Annotated in this window: 14 protein-coding genes; 12 read left to right on the top strand and 2 right to left on the bottom strand. The window is 67.4% G+C overall.

What is annotated here, in order from left to right; genetic code table 11:
• Window positions 1-27 precede the first annotated feature (27 nt).
• The 10 genes from rlmN (at window position 28) to PKO50_RS03645 (ending at window position 10,912) form a co-directional block, all read left to right on the top strand.
• Complete coding sequence (rlmN, locus tag PKO50_RS03600) at window positions 28-1,170, top strand: 23S rRNA (adenine(2503)-C(2))-methyltransferase RlmN (RefSeq protein WP_275628838.1); 1,143 nt, start codon at window positions 28-30, stop codon at window positions 1,168-1,170.
• A gap of 18 nt (window positions 1,171-1,188) precedes the next feature.
• Window positions 1,189-1,944 carry a type IV pilus biogenesis/stability protein PilW gene (gene pilW / locus PKO50_RS03605; RefSeq protein ID WP_109933692.1) on the top strand — a complete coding sequence of 252 codons (756 nt, stop codon included), beginning with the start codon at window positions 1,189-1,191 and terminating at the stop codon, window positions 1,942-1,944.
• Entirely contained in the window at window positions 1,941-2,972 is a 1,032-nt protein-coding gene (locus PKO50_RS03610; protein ID WP_275628839.1) for a RodZ family helix-turn-helix domain-containing protein, read from the top strand. The genes pilW and PKO50_RS03610 overlap by 4 nt, the downstream gene beginning before the upstream one ends.
• 2 nt (window positions 2,973-2,974) lie before the next feature.
• On the top strand, window positions 2,975-4,087 hold the full coding sequence (gene ispG / locus PKO50_RS03615; RefSeq protein WP_009616174.1) for a flavodoxin-dependent (E)-4-hydroxy-3-methylbut-2-enyl-diphosphate synthase: 1,113 nt from the start codon (window positions 2,975-2,977) through the stop codon (window positions 4,085-4,087).
• An 18-nt stretch (window positions 4,088-4,105) separates the two neighbouring features.
• The gene (hisS, locus tag PKO50_RS03620) at window positions 4,106-5,395 is read left to right on the top strand and encodes a histidine--tRNA ligase (protein ID WP_089389502.1); all 1,290 of its coding nucleotides are present in this window, start codon (window positions 4,106-4,108) and stop codon (window positions 5,393-5,395) included.
• A 26-nt stretch (window positions 5,396-5,421) separates the two neighbouring features.
• A complete protein-coding gene (locus PKO50_RS03625) occupies window positions 5,422-6,066 on the top strand; it encodes a YfgM family protein (protein ID WP_089389501.1) in 645 nt (214 codons plus the stop codon).
• Between the two features lies 1 nt (window position 6,067).
• Window positions 6,068-7,210: an outer membrane protein assembly factor BamB gene (bamB, locus tag PKO50_RS03630; RefSeq protein ID WP_109933696.1), complete on the top strand. Its 1,143-nt coding sequence runs from the start codon at window positions 6,068-6,070 to the stop codon at window positions 7,208-7,210.
• 86 nt (window positions 7,211-7,296) lie between these two features.
• Window positions 7,297-8,784 carry a ribosome biogenesis GTPase Der gene (gene der / locus PKO50_RS03635; RefSeq protein WP_089389499.1) on the top strand — a complete coding sequence of 496 codons (1,488 nt, stop codon included), beginning with the start codon at window positions 7,297-7,299 and terminating at the stop codon, window positions 8,782-8,784.
• 182 nt (window positions 8,785-8,966) lie between these two features.
• On the top strand, window positions 8,967-10,115 hold the full coding sequence (locus PKO50_RS03640; protein ID WP_275628840.1) for a pyridoxal phosphate-dependent aminotransferase: 1,149 nt from the start codon (window positions 8,967-8,969) through the stop codon (window positions 10,113-10,115).
• Entirely contained in the window at window positions 10,103-10,912 is an 810-nt protein-coding gene (locus tag PKO50_RS03645; RefSeq protein WP_275628841.1) for an amidohydrolase, read from the top strand. The genes PKO50_RS03640 and PKO50_RS03645 overlap by 13 nt, the downstream gene beginning before the upstream one ends.
• 862 nt (window positions 10,913-11,774) lie before the next feature.
• On the opposite strand, the gene PKO50_RS03650 is transcribed toward PKO50_RS03645, so the two are convergent.
• A complete protein-coding gene (locus tag PKO50_RS03650) occupies window positions 11,775-12,704 on the bottom strand; it encodes a sulfotransferase (protein ID WP_275628842.1) in 930 nt (309 codons plus the stop codon).
• A 100-nt stretch (window positions 12,705-12,804) separates the two neighbouring features.
• A complete protein-coding gene (locus PKO50_RS03655; RefSeq protein ID WP_109933700.1) occupies window positions 12,805-13,758 on the bottom strand; it encodes an aldo/keto reductase in 954 nt (317 codons plus the stop codon).
• 344 nt (window positions 13,759-14,102) lie between these two features.
• On the opposite strand from PKO50_RS03655, the gene dapA reads away from it, so the two are divergent.
• A complete protein-coding gene (gene dapA / locus PKO50_RS03660; RefSeq protein WP_275628843.1) occupies window positions 14,103-14,969 on the top strand; it encodes a 4-hydroxy-tetrahydrodipicolinate synthase in 867 nt (288 codons plus the stop codon).
• Window positions 14,970-15,034: 65 nt separating this feature from the next.
• Window positions 15,035-15,370 carry a DUF5629 family protein gene (locus tag PKO50_RS03665; RefSeq protein WP_275628844.1) on the top strand — a complete coding sequence of 112 codons (336 nt, stop codon included), beginning with the start codon at window positions 15,035-15,037 and terminating at the stop codon, window positions 15,368-15,370.
• Window positions 15,371-15,592: the final 222 nt, after the last annotated feature.

Here is a 15,592-nt window from a genome sequence, read left to right on the forward strand (position 1 = left end):
TCCAGGCGAATGGGCGAGGGTGAATCCATGACTGATACCGCTGCAAAGGCCAACCTGCTGGGCATGACCAAGCCCCAGCTCGAGGAATTCTTCGAGTCCATCGGTGAAAAGCGCTTCCGCGCCGGCCAGGTGATGCAATGGATTCACCACTTTGGCGCCGAGGATTTCGACGCCATGACCAATGTCGGCAAGGCCTTGCGCGAAAAGCTCAAGGCCTGTGCCGAGATCCGCGGCCCCGAAGTGGTCAGCCAGGACATCTCCAGCGACGGCACCCGCAAGTGGGTGGTGCGCGTGGCGTCCGGCAGCTGCGTCGAGACCGTGTACATCCCGCAGAACGGCCGCGGCACCCTGTGCGTGTCGTCCCAGGCCGGCTGCGCCCTGGACTGCAGCTTCTGCTCCACCGGCAAGCAGGGCTTCAACAGCGACCTGACCTCCGCCGAGATCATCGGCCAGGTGTGGCTCGCCAACAAATCCTTCGGCACCGTGCCCGGCAAGATCGACCGCGCCATCACCAACGTGGTGATGATGGGCATGGGCGAGCCGCTGCTGAACTTCGACAACGTCGTCACCGCCATGAGCATCATGATGGAGGACTTCGGCTATGGCATCTCCAAGCGCAAGGTGACCCTGTCCACCTCCGGCGTGGTGCCGATGATCGACAAGCTCGGCGAAGTCACCGACGTGTCCCTGGCGCTGTCGCTGCACGCGCCCAACGACGAGCTGCGCAACCAGCTGGTGCCGATCAACAAGAAGTACCCCCTGGCGGTGCTGCTGGATGCCTGCCAGCGCTACATCGGCCGCCTGGGCAAGGAACGCGTGCTGACCGTCGAGTACACCCTGCTCAAGGATGTCAACGACCAGCCCGAGCACGCTGAGCAGATGATCGCATTGCTCAAGGAAATTCCTTGCAAGATCAACCTGATTCCGTTTAATCCGTTCCCCCATTCCGGCTACGAGCGGCCGAGCAACAACTCGATCCGCCGTTTCCAGGACATGCTGCACAAGGGCGGCTTCAACGTCACCGTACGCACCACCCGCGGCGACGACATCGACGCCGCCTGCGGCCAACTGGTCGGCCAGGTGATGGACCGTACCCGCCGCAGCGAACGCTACATCGTCGTGCGCCAGCTGTCGGCCGACGCCGAGAAGGCGCCCGCCAATCGAAACTGATCTCGAGGGAGGATTCCGATGACCTTGCGCGCCGCGCTGTTCGTATTCCTGGCCAGCCTGCTGGCGGGTTGCGTGACGTCTGGGAAGCAGGACCCCCTCCGCACCGCCAAGGGCCGTGAAGAGGCCCGCGACGCCTACATCCAGCTGGCCATCGGCTACCTGCAGAACGGCAATACCGAGCAGGCCAAGGTGCCGCTGCGCCAGGCCCTGGAGCTGGACTCCTCGAGCGCCGATGCCCACGCCGCGCTGGCCCTGGTCTACCAGCAGGAGATGGAGCCCAAGCTGGCCGAGCAGGAGTACCGCAAGGCGCTGTCCTCGCGTTCGGATGCGCGCATCTGGAACAACTACGGCAGCTTCCTGTACGAGCAGAATCGCGACGACGAGGCCGTCGACGCCTTCCAGAAGGCCGCCGACGACACCCTCTATCCGGAGCGCTCGCGGGTCTTCGAGAACCTCGGCCTGGTCAGCCTCAAGCTGAAGCAGCGCGAGCAGGCCAAGCAGTACTTCGAAAAGGCCCTGCGCCTGAACCGCCGGCAGCCCAGCGCCTTGCTGGAAATGTCGCAGCTGTCCTACGACGATCGCCAGTACGTGCCAGCGCGCGACTACTACAACGAATACCTGAAGCAGGGACAGCAGAACGCCAAGAGCCTGCTGCTGGGCGTGCGGCTGGCGCGGGTCTTTGACGACAAGGACACCGCCGCCAGCTATGGCCTGCAGCTCAAGCGCCTGTATCCCGCATCCCCCGAATACCAGGCATACCAGGCAGAGAAATGATGAAGACGTCGCAGCCAGAAGTCGCCAGCGCGACCCGCGCCAATCCGGGTGAGGCCTTGCGCCAGGCGCGCGAGAGCCGGGGCTGGTCGACCTCGCAGGTGGCCGGTCAACTGAACCTCACCGAGAATTCCCTGCGCCAGCTGGAGCTGGGCAACTTCGACAAGCTGCCGGGCCACACCTTCGCCCGCGGCTACGTGCGCGCCTATGCCAAGCTGCTGGGCATGGACCAGGCGCAGATGGTCAGCGCCTTCGACCAGTACACTGGCACCGACGCCACCGGCAGCAACGTGCAGAGCCTCGGCCGGGTGGCCGAGCCGATGCGCCTGTCGCGCAACCTGCTGCGCCTGTTCAGCCTGCTGCTGCTGGCGATCCTGGTGGGCTTCGGCTACTTCTGGTGGCAGGAGCGCGCCGGGCGCAACCTCGCCGAGAACAGTGGCCTGAACCTGGAGCACGTCGAGGTCGAGAGCGCCGACGGCACCACCGAAGTTCACAGCCTCGACGAGCCCGAAGACCAGGCCGTCGCCGAGGACAAGGCCGCCGCGCCGAGCGAGCCGGCCGGCGATACCGCCGCCGCCGAGCCCGAGCAGGCCGCCGAGGCCCCGGCCAATCCGGCCAGCCCGACCGAGCCCGCGCCCCAGGTGGCCGCACCGGCAGCGCCGGCGGTTCCTGCCGTACCGGCCGCCAATGCCGCCGCCGTGCCCGCTGCTCCTGCCGCGCCGGCTGCCCCGGCGGCTCCGGCCGAGCCTGCCGCTCCGGCTGCTGCGCCCGTGGTCGCTGCGGCCGGCCAGGGCGTGGTCAAGGTGCAGTTCATCGCCGACTGCTGGACCCAGGTCACCGATGCCGACGGCAAGGTCCTGGTCAGCGCGCTCAAGCGCAAGGGCGACTCCATGGAAGTTGCCGCCAAGGTTCCCCTGGAGCTGCGCCTGGGCTTCGCCCGCGGCGCCCAGGTCAGCTACAACGGCCAGCCGGTCGACGTTTCGCCCTATTCCCGTGGCGAGACGGCACGCATGAAGTTGGGTGGTAACTAAAGATGCATTGCGCTTCTCCGATCAAGCGACGCCAGTCCCGCAAGATCTGGGTCGGTTCGGTGCCGGTGGGGGGCGACGCGCCCATTGCCGTGCAGAGCATGACCAACACCGATACGCTGGACGTGGCCGCCACCGTCGCGCAGATCCGCCGCCTGGAAGACGCCGGCGCGGACATCGTGCGCGTCTCGGTGCCGGACATGGACGCGGCGGAGGCCTTCGGCAAGATCAAGCAGCAGGTCCGCGTACCGCTGGTGGCCGATATCCACTTTGACTACAAGATCGCCCTGCGCGTGGCGGAGCTTGGCGTCGACTGCCTGCGCATCAACCCGGGCAACATCGGCCGCGAGGACCGCGTCAAGGCGGTGGTGGACGCGGCCCGCGACAAGAACATCCCGATCCGCATCGGCGTCAACGCCGGTTCCCTGGAGAAGGACCTGCAGAAGAAATACGGCGAGCCGACCCCCGAGGCCCTGCTGGAATCGGCCATGCGCCACGTCGAACATCTCCAGCGCCTGGATTTCCAGAACTTCAAGGTCAGCGTGAAGGCCTCCGACGTGTTCATGGCCGTGGCGGCCTACCGCCTGCTGGCCAAGGAAATCGAGCAGCCGCTGCACCTGGGCATCACCGAGGCCGGCGGCCTGCGTTCGGGCACCGTGAAGTCCGCGGTGGGCCTGGGCATGCTGCTGGCCGAGGGCATCGGCGACACCATCCGCATCTCCCTGGCCGCCGACCCGGTGGAGGAGATCAAGGTCGGTTTCGACATCCTCAAGTCCCTGCACCTGCGTTCGCGCGGCATCAACTTCATCGCCTGCCCGAGCTGCTCGCGGCAGAACTTCGACGTGGTCAAGACCATGAACGAGCTCGAAGGCCGCCTCGAAGACCTGCTGGTGCCCATGGACGTGGCCGTGATCGGCTGCGTGGTCAACGGCCCGGGCGAAGCCAAGGAGGCCCACATCGGCCTCACCGGCGGCACGCCGAACAACCTCGTCTACATCGACGGCAAGCCGGCGCAGAAGCTGCAGAACGAAAACCTGGTGGATGAGCTGGAACGGCTGATCCGCGAAAAAGCGGCCGCCAAGGCCGAAGCCGACGCCGCCCTGATCGTGCGCGGCTGACCGCAACAAGGACAACATGTGAGCAAGTCCCTGCAAGCCATTCGTGGCATGAACGACATCCTGCCGGAACAGACCCCGGTATGGCGCTACCTGGAAAACACCTTCGCCGGCCTGCTGGAAGAATACGGCTACAGCGAGATCCGCCTGCCGATCATGGAGTTCACCGAACTCTTCGCCCGCGGCATCGGCGAAGGCACCGACGTGGTCGACAAGGAGATGTACACCTTCCTCGACCGCAACGAGGAGTCGCTGACGCTGCGCCCCGAAGGCACCGCGGGCACCGTGCGGGCCATGCTCGAACATGGCCTGACCGGCGGCGGCCAGGTGCAGAAGCTCTGGTACGCCGGGCCGATGTTCCGCTACGAGAAGCCGCAGAAGGGCCGCTACCGCCAGTTCCACCAGATCGGCGTGGAAGTCTTCAACCTGCCGGGGCCGGACATCGACGCCGAGCTGATCATCCTCACCTGGCGCCTGTGGCAGAAGCTGGGCATGGCCGATGCCGTGACCCTGCAGCTCAACACCCTGGGCTCCAGCGAGGCCCGCGCGCGCTACCGCGAGGCGCTGGTGGCCTACCTGCAGGAGCGCTTCGAGCAGCTCGACGAGGACAGCCAGCGGCGCATGACCACCAACCCGCTGCGCATCCTCGACAGCAAGGTGGAAAGCACCCAGGCGCTGCTGGTCGGCGCGCCGACCCTGCACGACTACCTGGACGAAGAGTCGATCGCCCACTTCGAGGGCCTGAAGGCCCGCCTGGACGCGGTCGGCCTGCGCTACGAGATCAACCAGAAGCTGGTGCGCGGCCTGGACTACTACTGTCGCACCGCCTTCGAATGGGTCACCGACAGGCTCGGCGCCCAGGGCACCGTCTGCGGCGGGGGCCGCTACGACGGCCTGGTCAGCCAGTTCGGCGGCAAGCCGACGCCGGGCGTGGGCTTCGCCATGGGCGTGGAGCGCCTGGTATTGCTGCTGGAGACACTGGGCGTGGTGCCTGCCGAGCTGAAGCGCCCGGCCGACGTCTACGTCTGCGCCTTCGGCGAGCCGGCCGAGCTGGCCGCCCTGGCCCTGGCGGAGAAGCTGCGCAGTGCCGTCCCCGGCATCCGACTGCTGCTCAACGCCGGCGCCGGCAGCTTCAAGAGCCAGTTCAAGAAGGCCGACAAGAGCGGCGCCCAGTTCGCGCTGATCCTGGGTGACGACGAACTGGCCGCGCGCGTGGTAGGTTTCAAGCCCCTGCGTGGCGAGGGTGAGCAACAGAACATAGCCTGGGAGGCTCTGCCCGAGCACCTGGCAGCCTGCATCCAGCGGGCCTGAGAATCGAGCGGATTAGGAGTATTGGGGTGACCACGCGTACCGAAGAAGAACAACTGGCGGATCTCAAGGACTGGTGGCAGCGCAACGGCATGCCCCTGCTCACCGGTGCCGCGCTGGCGCTGGTGGTGGTGTTCGGCTGGCAGGCCTGGAAGAAGTACCAGGCCAACCAGGCGCAGAACGCCTCCATCCTCTACCAGCAACTGGTCGAAGCCTCGCTGACGCCCTCCGGCCAGCCGGACACCGCGCGCGTCGCCGAGCTGGCCAACAAGCTCACCAGCGAATACGGCGGTACCCACTACGCCCAGTACGGCCGCCTGTTCGTCGCCAAGGTGGCGGTGGACGCCGGCAAGCTGGACGATGCCGCCGGTGAACTGAAGGCGGTGGTCGACAAGCCGGTGGACGCCACCCTCGGCGAGCTGGCCCGCCAGCGCCTGGCCCGTGTCCTGGCCGCCCAGGGCAAGGCCGAGGAAGGCCTGAAGCTGCTGGAAGGTGACGCCGACAAGGCCTACGTCTCCAGCCGCGAGGAACTCAAGGGCGACCTGCTGGTGCAGCTCAAGCGCACCGACGACGCCCGCAGCGCCTACGAGAAGGCCAAGGCCGCACTGCCTGAGGAGGCCGCCGCCGGCGCCCTGCAGGTGAAGCTCGACGACCTGGCCAAGGGAGGTGCCTAAGATGCTGCGCTGGAAACATGCGGCGCTGCTGGCGCTGACCCTGCTCGCGGTCGGTTGCAGCAGCAACAGCAAGAAGGAACTGCCGCCGGCGGAACTCACCGACTTCAAGGAAGAGGTGCGCCTGGACAAGCAGTGGAGCCGCTCGGTCGGTGACGGCCAGGGCGACCTCTACGAACTGCTGCAGCCGGCCGTGGACGGCTCCAGCATCTATGCCGCTTCCGCCGAAGGCCGCGTCATGGCCATGCAGCGCGAGAACGGCGACGTGATCTGGAAGCAGGACCTCGACGTGCCGGTCTCCGGCGGTGTCGGCGTCGGTGGCGGCCTGGTGCTGGTCGGCACCCTGAAGGGCGACGTCATCGCCCTGAACGCCGCCAACGGCGAGCAGAAGTGGCGTACCCGGGTGCCCAGCGAAGTGCTGGCGGCGCCGGTCACCGACGGCGACGTGGTGATCGTGCAGACCCAGGACGACAAGCTGATCGCCCTCGACGCCAGCACCGGCAACCAGCGCTGGGTGTACGAGAACACCGTGCCCGTGCTGACCCTGCGCGGCACCGGCGCACCCATCATCGCCGGGCGCATGGCCATCGCCGGCCTCGCCAGCGGCAAGGTGGTGGCGGTGGACGTGCAGCGTGGCCTGCCGATCTGGGAAACCCGCGTCGCCGTGCCCCAGGGCCGTTCCGAACTGGACCGCGTGGTGGACATCGACGGCGGCCTGACCCTGGTCGATAACGTGATCTACGTGGCCAGCTACCAGGGCCGCGCCGCCGCCCTCGACCTGGCCAGCGGCCGGGTGATCTGGCAGCGCGAAGCCTCCAGCTACGCCGGCGTCGCCGAAGGCATCGGCAGCGTCTACGTCAGCGATGCCAGCGGCACCGTGGAAGCCCTGGACGGGCGCAGCTCGTCCTCGCTGTGGAGCAACGACGCCCTGGCGCGCCGCCAGCTGTCGGCACCGGCGGTGTTCTCCAGCAACGTGGTGGTGGGCGACCTGGAAGGCTACATTCACCTGCTGAGCCAGGTGGACGGCCGCTTCGTCGGCCGCGAGAAGGTCGACGGCGACGGCGTGCGCGTGCGCCCGCTGGTGGTCGACCGGTGGATGTACGTGTACGGCAACAGCGGCAAGCTGGTCGCCTACACCATTCGCTAAGCTATGTTCTACCTGCCGGCCGCTGTTGGATGACGACAGCGGCCGGCGTGTTTTTTACGAATTCCTGAAATTTCCTGGAGAGCCGCATGGTTCCCGTAATCGCCCTGGTGGGCCGCCCCAACGTCGGCAAGTCCACCCTGTTCAACCGCCTGACCAAGACGCGCGACGCCATCGTCGCCGAGTACGCCGGCCTGACCCGCGACCGCCAGTACGGCGAGGCCAAGTGGCAGGGCAAGAAATTCATCGTCATCGATACCGGCGGTATCACCGGTGACGAGGAAGGCATCGACGCCAAGATGGCCGAGCAGTCGATGCAGGCGATCGAGGAAGCCGATGCGGTGCTGTTCATGGTCGACGCCCGCGCGGGCCTGACCGCTGCCGACGAAATGATCGCCGAACACCTGCGCAAGCGGAACAAGCGCTGCTACCTGGTGGCCAACAAGATCGACACTGTCGACCCGGACATCGCCCGCGCCGAGTTCAGCCCGCTGGGCCTGGGCGACGCCCTGACTATCGCCGCCGCCCACGGCCGTGGCATTACCCACATGCTGCAGACGGCCCTGGGCGAGATGTTCCAGCCCGAGCCCGAGGCGCCGGAAGACAACGACCTGCCGGACGAGCTGGAAGAGGTCGCCGAGGGCGAGGAAGCCAAGCGCATCCCCGGCCCGAGCGAGAAGGACGGCATCAAGATCGCCATCATCGGCCGCCCCAACGTCGGCAAGTCGACCCTGGTCAACCGCATGCTCGGCGAGGAGCGGGTGATCGTCTACGACCAGGCCGGCACCACCCGCGACAGCATCTACATCCCCTTCGAACGCAACGAAGAGAAGTACACCCTGATCGACACCGCCGGCGTGCGCCGCCGCGGCAAGATCTTCGAGGCGGTGGAGAAGTTCTCGGTCGTGAAGACCCTGCAGGCCATCCAGGACGCCAACGTGGTGATCTTCGTGATGGACGCCCGCGAAGGCGTGGTCGAGCACGACCTCAACCTGCTCGGCTTCGTGCTGGAGACCGGTCGCGCGCTGGTCATCGCGCTGAACAAGTGGGATGGCATGGAGTCCGCCGAGCGCGACTACGTGAAGACCGAGCTGGAGCGCCGCCTGCTGTTCGTCGACTTCGCCGACATCCACTTCATCTCGGCGCTGCACGGCACAGGCGTCGGCCACCTGTACAAGTCGGTGCAGGAGTCGTTCCGCTCCGCCGTGACCCGCTGGCCGACCAGCAAGCTGACGCAGATCCTCGAGGACGCGGTGCAGACGCACCAGCCGCCGATGGTCAACGGCCGCCGCATCAAGCTGCGCTACGCCCACCTAGGGGGCGCCAACCCGCCGCTGATCGTGGTCCACGGCAACCAGACCGAGGCGGTACCCAAGGCCTATACCCGCTACCTGGAGAAGACCTACAGGCGCGTGCTCAAGCTGGTCGGCACGCCGATCCGCATCGAATACAAGGGCGGCGACAACCCCTTCGAAGGCAAGAAGACCCAGCTCACCGAGCGCCAGGTCAACAAGAAGCGCCGGCTGATGTCGCACCACAAGAAGGCCGAGAAGAAGAAGAAGGACAAGAAAAGATAGCGGCAGGCCACAGGCTGCAGGCAAGAGCGAAGAGCTTGACCCGCAGCCAGGCTGCCGTATCTTCTTCGCCTGTAGCCTGTAGCCTGTAGCCTGTAGCCTGTAGCCTGTAGCCTGTAGCCTGTAGCCTGTAGCCTGTAGCCTGTAGCCTGTAGCCTGTAGCCTGTAGCCTGTAGCCTGTAGCCATGATCACCAGCAAACTGCCCAACGTCGGCACCACCATCTTCACCCGCATGTCGCAGCTCGCCGCCGAGTGCGGCGCGCTCAACCTGTCCCAGGGCTTCCCCGACTTCGACGGCCCCGTCGCCTTGCGTGAGGCCGTGGCCCGCCACGTCATGGCCGGGCACAACCAGTACTGCCCGATGACCGGCCTGCCGGCGCTGCGCGAGCAGGTGGCGGCCAAGGTCGCGGCCTTCTACGGGCGCAACGTCAGCGCCGACGCCGAGGTGACCATCACCCCCGGCGCCACCGAGGCGATCTTCTGCGCCGTGCAGGCGCTGATCCGTCCGGGCGACGAGGCCATCGTCCTCGACCCCTGCTACGACAGCTACGAGCCCTCGGTGGAGCTGGCCGGCGGCCGCTGCGTGCACGTGCCCCTGAGCCTGCCGGACTTCCGCATCGACTGGCAGCGCCTGGCCGACGCCATCACCCCGCGTACCCGCCTGATTTTCCTCAACAGCCCACACAACCCCAGTGGCGCTCTGATCGACCGCGCCGACCTGGACCGCCTGGCGGCGCTGATCCGCGAGCGCGAGATCTACGTCATCAGCGACGAGGTCTACGAGCACCTGATCTACGACGGCGTGCAGCACGCCAGCGTGCTGGCCCACGACGAACTCTACGCCCGCGCCTTCGTGGTCAGCTCCTTCGGCAAGACCTACCACGTCACCGGCTGGAAGACCGGCTACGTGGTGGCGCCGCCGGCGCTGTCGGCGGAAATGCGCAAGATCCACCAGTACGTGAACTTCTGCGGCGTCACCCCGCTGCAGTGGGCGCTGGCCGACTTCATGGCCGCGCACCCGGAGCACCTGCGCGAGCTGCCGGGCTTCTACCAGGCCAAGCGCGACCTGTTCTGCGACCTGCTGGGGCGCTCGCGCTTCAGCTTCCAGCGCGCCGCCGGTACCTACTTCCAGGTGGTCGACTACTCGGCGATCCGCCCGGACCTCGACGACGTCGCCATGGCCGAGTGGCTGACCCGCGAGCACGGCGTGGCGGCCATCCCGGTGTCGGTGTTCTACCAGCAGGCCCCGGCGGACATGCGCCTGGTGCGCTTCTGCTTCGCCAAGAAAGAGGAGACGCTGCGCCAGGCGGCGGACAAGCTATGCGCAATCTGAGCCAACTACCCGACCTCAAGCTGGCCCTGGTGCAGACCACCCTGGCCTGGCACGACGCACCGGCCAACCGCGCGCACTTCGACGCGCTGCTGGAACAGGCCCGCGGCGCCGACATCGTCATCCTCCCGGAGATGTTCACCACCGGCTTCTCCATGGACTCCGAGGCCCTGGCCGAGGCGGAGGAGGGCGAGACCTACGTCTGGCTGCGCCACCAGGCCGCGCGCCTGGACGCGGTGGTGACCGGCAGCGTCATCATCCGCACCGCCGACGGCAGCCACCGCAACCGCCTGCTCTGGGCCCGCCCGGACGGCGAAATCCTCCACTACGACAAGCGCCACCTGTTCCGCATGGCCGGCGAGCACAAGCACTACACCCCGGGCGAGCGCCAGGTGCTGCTGGAATGGAAGGGCTGGCGGGTGCGCCCGCTGGTCTGCTACGACCTGCGCTTCCCGGCCTGGAGCCGCGATGCCCAGGACACCGACCTGCTGCTCTACACCGCCAACTGGCCGGCCGCCCGGCGCCTGCACTGGAACCGCCTGCTGCCGGCCCGGGCCATCGAGAACCTGTGCTACGTGGCGGCGGTGAACCGCGTCGGCGAGGACGGCAAGGGCCACGCCTATGCCGGCGACAGCCAGGTGCTGGACTTCCAGGGCGAACCGCTGCTGGAAGCGGCCAACGGCGACGGCGTGTTCCACGCCAGCCTCTCGGCCCAGGCGCTGGCCGCCTACCGCGAACGCTTCCCGGCCTACCTCGACGCCGACCGCTTCGTCATCGAGCCCTGGATGGGACGCCTGTAGGCGCGAGCAGCGCAGGGTGAATAACCGTTCGCGGTGATCCGCCGCCGGCCGGAACGCCGATACCGGGGCCAATGGCGGATAACCCCATGGGGTGGCATGGAGTAGGAGCAACTGTCTGACGGCCCGCGCATGGATGCTCTTCGTAGGAGCGAGCTTGCTCGCGAACCTTTGTTCCACGCACCTCACTTAACCTCGTCATTCCCGCGAACGCGGGACGCGGCTCCATCGCGAACAGCGCTTGCGCTGGCCCGAAGGGGAATAACCCAGAGACTTCTTTGGGGTTGGGCTTGGAGTAGCGCGCCGCTCCGAGTGCGTTGATGTTTCTTGTTTCGCCCCCTCGGGCGAGTCCCTTTTGTCAGTCGCCACAAAAGGAACCAAAAAGGCTTGCCCCGCATACGGGCCCGATGGAGCCGGGCTACCCTCACGAACTCCCCCGCCACGGAGGCCCGCCCCGAGGGTACGTCCCTGTAGCCCATCGGGGCTCTCGCGACATCCATGTCGCATGACCTCCTGAGCGCCGGTTTCGCTCGGCCTCCTGAAGGGGCGTTTCGGTGCGCTCGGAGGTTTCTCTGGAAATCCAAAAGCAAGAGCGGCACTGCTCTTCGTAGGATCGAGGGGGACGCCTAGTTCTTGCTCGCGAACCCTGGCTCCGTTCCCCCTCCCTAACCCTCCCCCGCAAGCGGGAGAGGGGACCGTTCGGCGTGATGCGAAACCGCGAAGCTCCCGGGCTCCCCGTAGGGCGCATAACGCCTACGGCGTTATCCGCCGAATCGCGGACAGAGTCCGCTCCTACGGTTCCAGGAAGCGCGGGCGTAGGATCTTATCCGCGAATCGCGCCTTAACCTCCGGCCGCGATGGACTGTCAGGACGCCACCAGCAACCCCACGATACGCCGGTGCAGGTTGCCGAGCGGGGTGAAGTGCGCCGGGTCGATATGGTTGGAATTCTGCTCCAGCTGCACCAGGCGCATGCCGCCGACGACCTGCCCGCGCAATTCCTCGTAGGCGGCGATGACTTCCTCCGCCAGGGCCCGGGCGTGCTCCGGCACCTGGTCCAGGCTGTAGCGCCTGACGCGGGCGTTGTCGTAGTAGCTGGCGGCCTCGCCCAGGTCGACGCCCAGCCAGGCGCCGGTATCGCGCAGCACCGCCTCGCCGAGGTCCTCGTGGAACACCGCCCTGACCGAGGGCAGGTTACGCAGGAAGCGGATGTACAGCGCCATCACCTGCAGGAAGCTCTTGAGCACCGTGTCGTGGCCGGCCGCCTCGTCGCCGTTCAGCTCGGCCAGGCCGCGGGTCGACATGAGCACGTCGATGGGGTTGCGGAAGGTGAAGACGTAGTGCGAGCGGTAGAAGTGCCGGCAATGGAATTCGAACAATTGCTGGCAGGTGCGCGCGGCCTCGTGGGGGTTGACCACGATCTTGCTGCCGACGTAGCGGTAGTGCCGGGCGAGGCGGGCCAGGTAATGCTGCCAGGGAGCATCCTGCTCGAACAGCGGCGGGCAGAAGCTGCTCTTGTTCTCCTGGTTGCCCCAGGACCTGTGCATGGCGTTGTAGCGCGCGGCGAAGTCCGGGGTGCCCGGGTCGTCCTGCAGCGCCGGTTCGCCGAGGAGGAAGATTTCCGGCGAGCTGTTCAGGGCGTTCTGGAATACGGTGGTACCGCTGCGTGCCGCGCCGATGACGAACAGGCCGCAGTCGTCCGGCGGCGCGATGCTGGGGGCCTCTGCCGTGGGTGATTCCTCGCGCTGTGGGTTGGGCTTGAGCACCTGCCAGAGGCGTTGCGGCGTGGACAGCATTCTCTGCTCCGTTTTTCTTCTTGTCGGGGACCCGCGCAGCAGAGAGTAAGGGCCCATGGGCGGCCGCGGCAAGCCTCCGCGGCCATCCCGGCGGGCGCCCTCAGTAGGCGCTCGCCGCATCCAGCCGGTGGATGTCCTCCTGGCTCAGTTGCAGCCGCGTCGCCGCGACCAGGTCCGGCAGCTGTTCGAGGCTGGAGGCGCTGGCGATGGGCGCGGTGATGCCGGGGCGGGCGATCAGCCAGGCCAGGGCCACCTGGGCCGGGGTGGCGTCGTATTCCTCGGCCACCTCGTCCAGGGCCACGAGGATGGTCACGCCGCGTTCGTTCAGGTAGCCCTTGACCTTGTCCGCCCGCGCCGGGCTCTTGTCCAGGTCGGCCTCGCTGCGGTACTTGCCGCTGAGGAAGCCGCCGGCCAGGCCGTAGTAGGGGATGACGCCGATGCCCAGCTCGCGCACCGTCGGTTCCAGGCGCGTTTCGTAGTCGGCGCGGTCGTAGAGGTTGTAGTTCGGCTGCAGGCTCTGGTAGCTAGGCAGGTGCAGGCGTTCGGCCACCTCGCGGGCCTCGCGCAGGCGCCGGCCGTCGTAGTTGGAGGCGCCTATGACGCGCACCTTGCCCTTCGCCACCAGTTCGGCGTAGGCGCCCAGGGTTTCCTCCAGGGAGGTGTGGGTGTCGTCGCAGTGGGACTGGTAGAGGTCGATGTAGTCGGTCTGCAGGCGCTGCAGCGAGCGCTCCACGGCCTGTTCGATATAGGCCGCGGAAAGGCCCTTGTGGCCATTGCCCATGTCCATGCCGACCTTGGTGGCGATGATCATCCTGCCGCGGTTGCCGCGCTGCTTCATCCACTTGCCGATGATGGCCTCGGATTCGCCGCCCTTGTGCCCGGGCACCCAGCGCGAGTACACGTCGGCGGTGTCGATGCAGTTCAGCCCGGCGTCCAGCAGGGCATCGAGCAGACGGAAGGAAGTCGCCTCGTCGGCGCTCCAGCCGAAGACGTTGCCGCCGAACACCAGCGGCGCAATGGCCAGCCCGGAGTGGCCCAGTTCGCGAGAGTTCACCTGTCACTTCTCCATACTGCGGTGTGGTTGAACCAGCATAGACCCTAGGAGACTGTTGACAGCCAAGTCTGACGTTGAGCATATTCGGTGCCTGATTCGCGCAACGGACTTCCCATGTTCGCCAACTTCGACCACTCGCTGCCGCTCCCGGGCTCCTTCGCCCCGGCCTGCGCGTGCGTCGCCGTTGCCAAGAAATCCAAGAAACAGTCGCTCATTTGACCGGGGCGCGCTGTCCCGTCAGATGGGCTGACAGGACAACCAGGCGCCAGGTCGATCTCTCCCCCGCTTGCATCCCGCACCCTCCCTGACGGCGACCAGACGGTCAGCCACAAGGAGTTTTTCGCATGTCTACGTTTCGTGGGATCTGGGTGGCCCTGGCCACGCCCTTCCGTGCCGGGGAAATCGATTTCGCCGCCCTGCAAGGCCTGGTGGGCCGGCTGCTGGAGGACGGCGTCGCCGGCTTCGTGGTCTGCGGCACCACCGGCGAGGCCGCCGCGCTCAGCCATGAGGAGCAGCTGGCGGTGCTCGACGCCGTGCTCCAGTGGGTGCCGCCGCAGCAGGTGATCATGGGCCAGGCCGGCAACAACCAACGCGAGCTGCTGGCCTTCCAGCAGGACGTCCAGCGTCGCCCCGTGGCCGGCCTGCTGGTGCCGGCGCCTTATTACATCCGCCCCTCGCAGCAGGGCCTGGAAGCGTTCTTCCAGGCGGTCGCCGACGCTGCCACCGTGCCGCTGGTGCTCTACGACATTCCCTACCGCACCGGCGTGCGCATCGAGTGCGAGACCCTGCGGCGCATCGTCCGCCATCCCCGCATCGCGGCGGTCAAGGATTGTGGCGGCGACCTCGAGACCACCCTGGCGCTGATCGCCGACGGCAACGTCGAAGTGCTGGCCGGCGAGGACCTGCAGATCTTCGCCAACCTGTGCCTGGGCGGTGCCGGGGCCATCTCCGCGTCCGCCCACGTGCGCGCCGACCTCTACGTGCGGATGCAGCGCCAGGCGGAGGCGGGCGACCTGGCCGGGGCGCGGGCGACCTTCCAGCGCCTGCTGCCGTGGATGCAGGCCGCCTTCGCCGAGCCCAACCCGGCGCCCGTGAAGGCCGCCCTGGCCTTGCAGGGGCTGATCGCCGACGAACTGCGCGAGCCCATGCAGCCTTGCTCGGCGGCCACGGTGGAACGCCTGCGCGGCGTGCTGGCGGCATTGGCCGACTAGGCGGGGGAGGGCCGCCGGTGGCGCTTTGCTCTATGATGGCGGCCTGTCTCACCGGGAATACGAAGATGTCCGACGAAACCCTCTACCTGCTGGACCAGCTCGAGCTGACCGACATGCTCGAACTGGACGGCCTGCACGCCTGGGAATTCAGCCTCGACGAGGACCTGCTGGACCGCGCCGAGATCGCCGCCGAAGCCGGCCAGGCCTTCGCCAGCGAAGACGTGGTGCTGCGCGTGGAAGCGGTCGACGGCCGCGACAAGCGGCGCTGGCAGTTCACCTACAACGAGGTGATGGAAGCGCAGTACGAGGCCAGCGACGACAGCTGGACGCTGCAGTCCGAGGGCAGCGAGCACCGCCTGCGCTGCCTGGGCGCGCTGAGCGCCAGCGGCGATGAAGAGTAAGCATGGCGAGCGGGCCCTGCCCGCGAATCGCGCGCAGGGCGCGCTCCTACATGGGCACGGTGTGGGGGCGTAGCGTAGGACCGTGCCCAGCCGCTGGCCAATGAATGCACCGATGCCCGATGAAAACGGCGGATAACGCCGTAGGCGTTATGCGCCCTACGGGTCAGAATGACGCCTGATTTTCCAGCCGCTCAGGACGGCCCCCTCTCCCGCTTGCGGGAG

Origin of the sequence: Pseudomonas sp. 273 (assembly GCF_029201425.1) — a bacterium.
Classification (GTDB): Bacteria; Pseudomonadota; Gammaproteobacteria; order Pseudomonadales; family Pseudomonadaceae; genus Pseudomonas; species Pseudomonas delhiensis.

Bases quoted from the DNA above. Each gene is read 5' to 3' on its own strand.
- PKO50_RS03665 (WP_275628844.1), top strand. From the start codon at position 15,035: ATGTCCGACGAAACCCTCTACCTGCTGGACCAGCTCGAGCTGACCGAC.
- der (WP_089389499.1), top strand. From the start codon at position 7,297: ATGGTTCCCGTAATCGCCCTGGTGGGCCGCCCCAACGTCGGCAAGTCC.
- PKO50_RS03610 (WP_275628839.1), top strand. From the start codon at position 1,941: ATGATGAAGACGTCGCAGCCAGAAGTCGCCAGCGCGACCCGCGCCAAT.
- bamB (WP_109933696.1), top strand. From the start codon at position 6,068: ATGCTGCGCTGGAAACATGCGGCGCTGCTGGCGCTGACCCTGCTCGCG.
- dapA (WP_275628843.1), top strand. From the start codon at position 14,103: ATGTCTACGTTTCGTGGGATCTGGGTGGCCCTGGCCACGCCCTTCCGT.
- pilW (WP_109933692.1), top strand. From the start codon at position 1,189: ATGACCTTGCGCGCCGCGCTGTTCGTATTCCTGGCCAGCCTGCTGGCG.
- rlmN (WP_275628838.1), top strand. From the start codon at position 28: ATGACTGATACCGCTGCAAAGGCCAACCTGCTGGGCATGACCAAGCCC.
- ispG (WP_009616174.1), top strand. From the start codon at position 2,975: ATGCATTGCGCTTCTCCGATCAAGCGACGCCAGTCCCGCAAGATCTGG.
- PKO50_RS03650 (WP_275628842.1), bottom strand. From the start codon at position 12,704: ATGCTGTCCACGCCGCAACGCCTCTGGCAGGTGCTCAAGCCCAACCCA.
- PKO50_RS03645 (WP_275628841.1), top strand. From the start codon at position 10,103: ATGCGCAATCTGAGCCAACTACCCGACCTCAAGCTGGCCCTGGTGCAG.
- PKO50_RS03640 (WP_275628840.1), top strand. From the start codon at position 8,967: ATGATCACCAGCAAACTGCCCAACGTCGGCACCACCATCTTCACCCGC.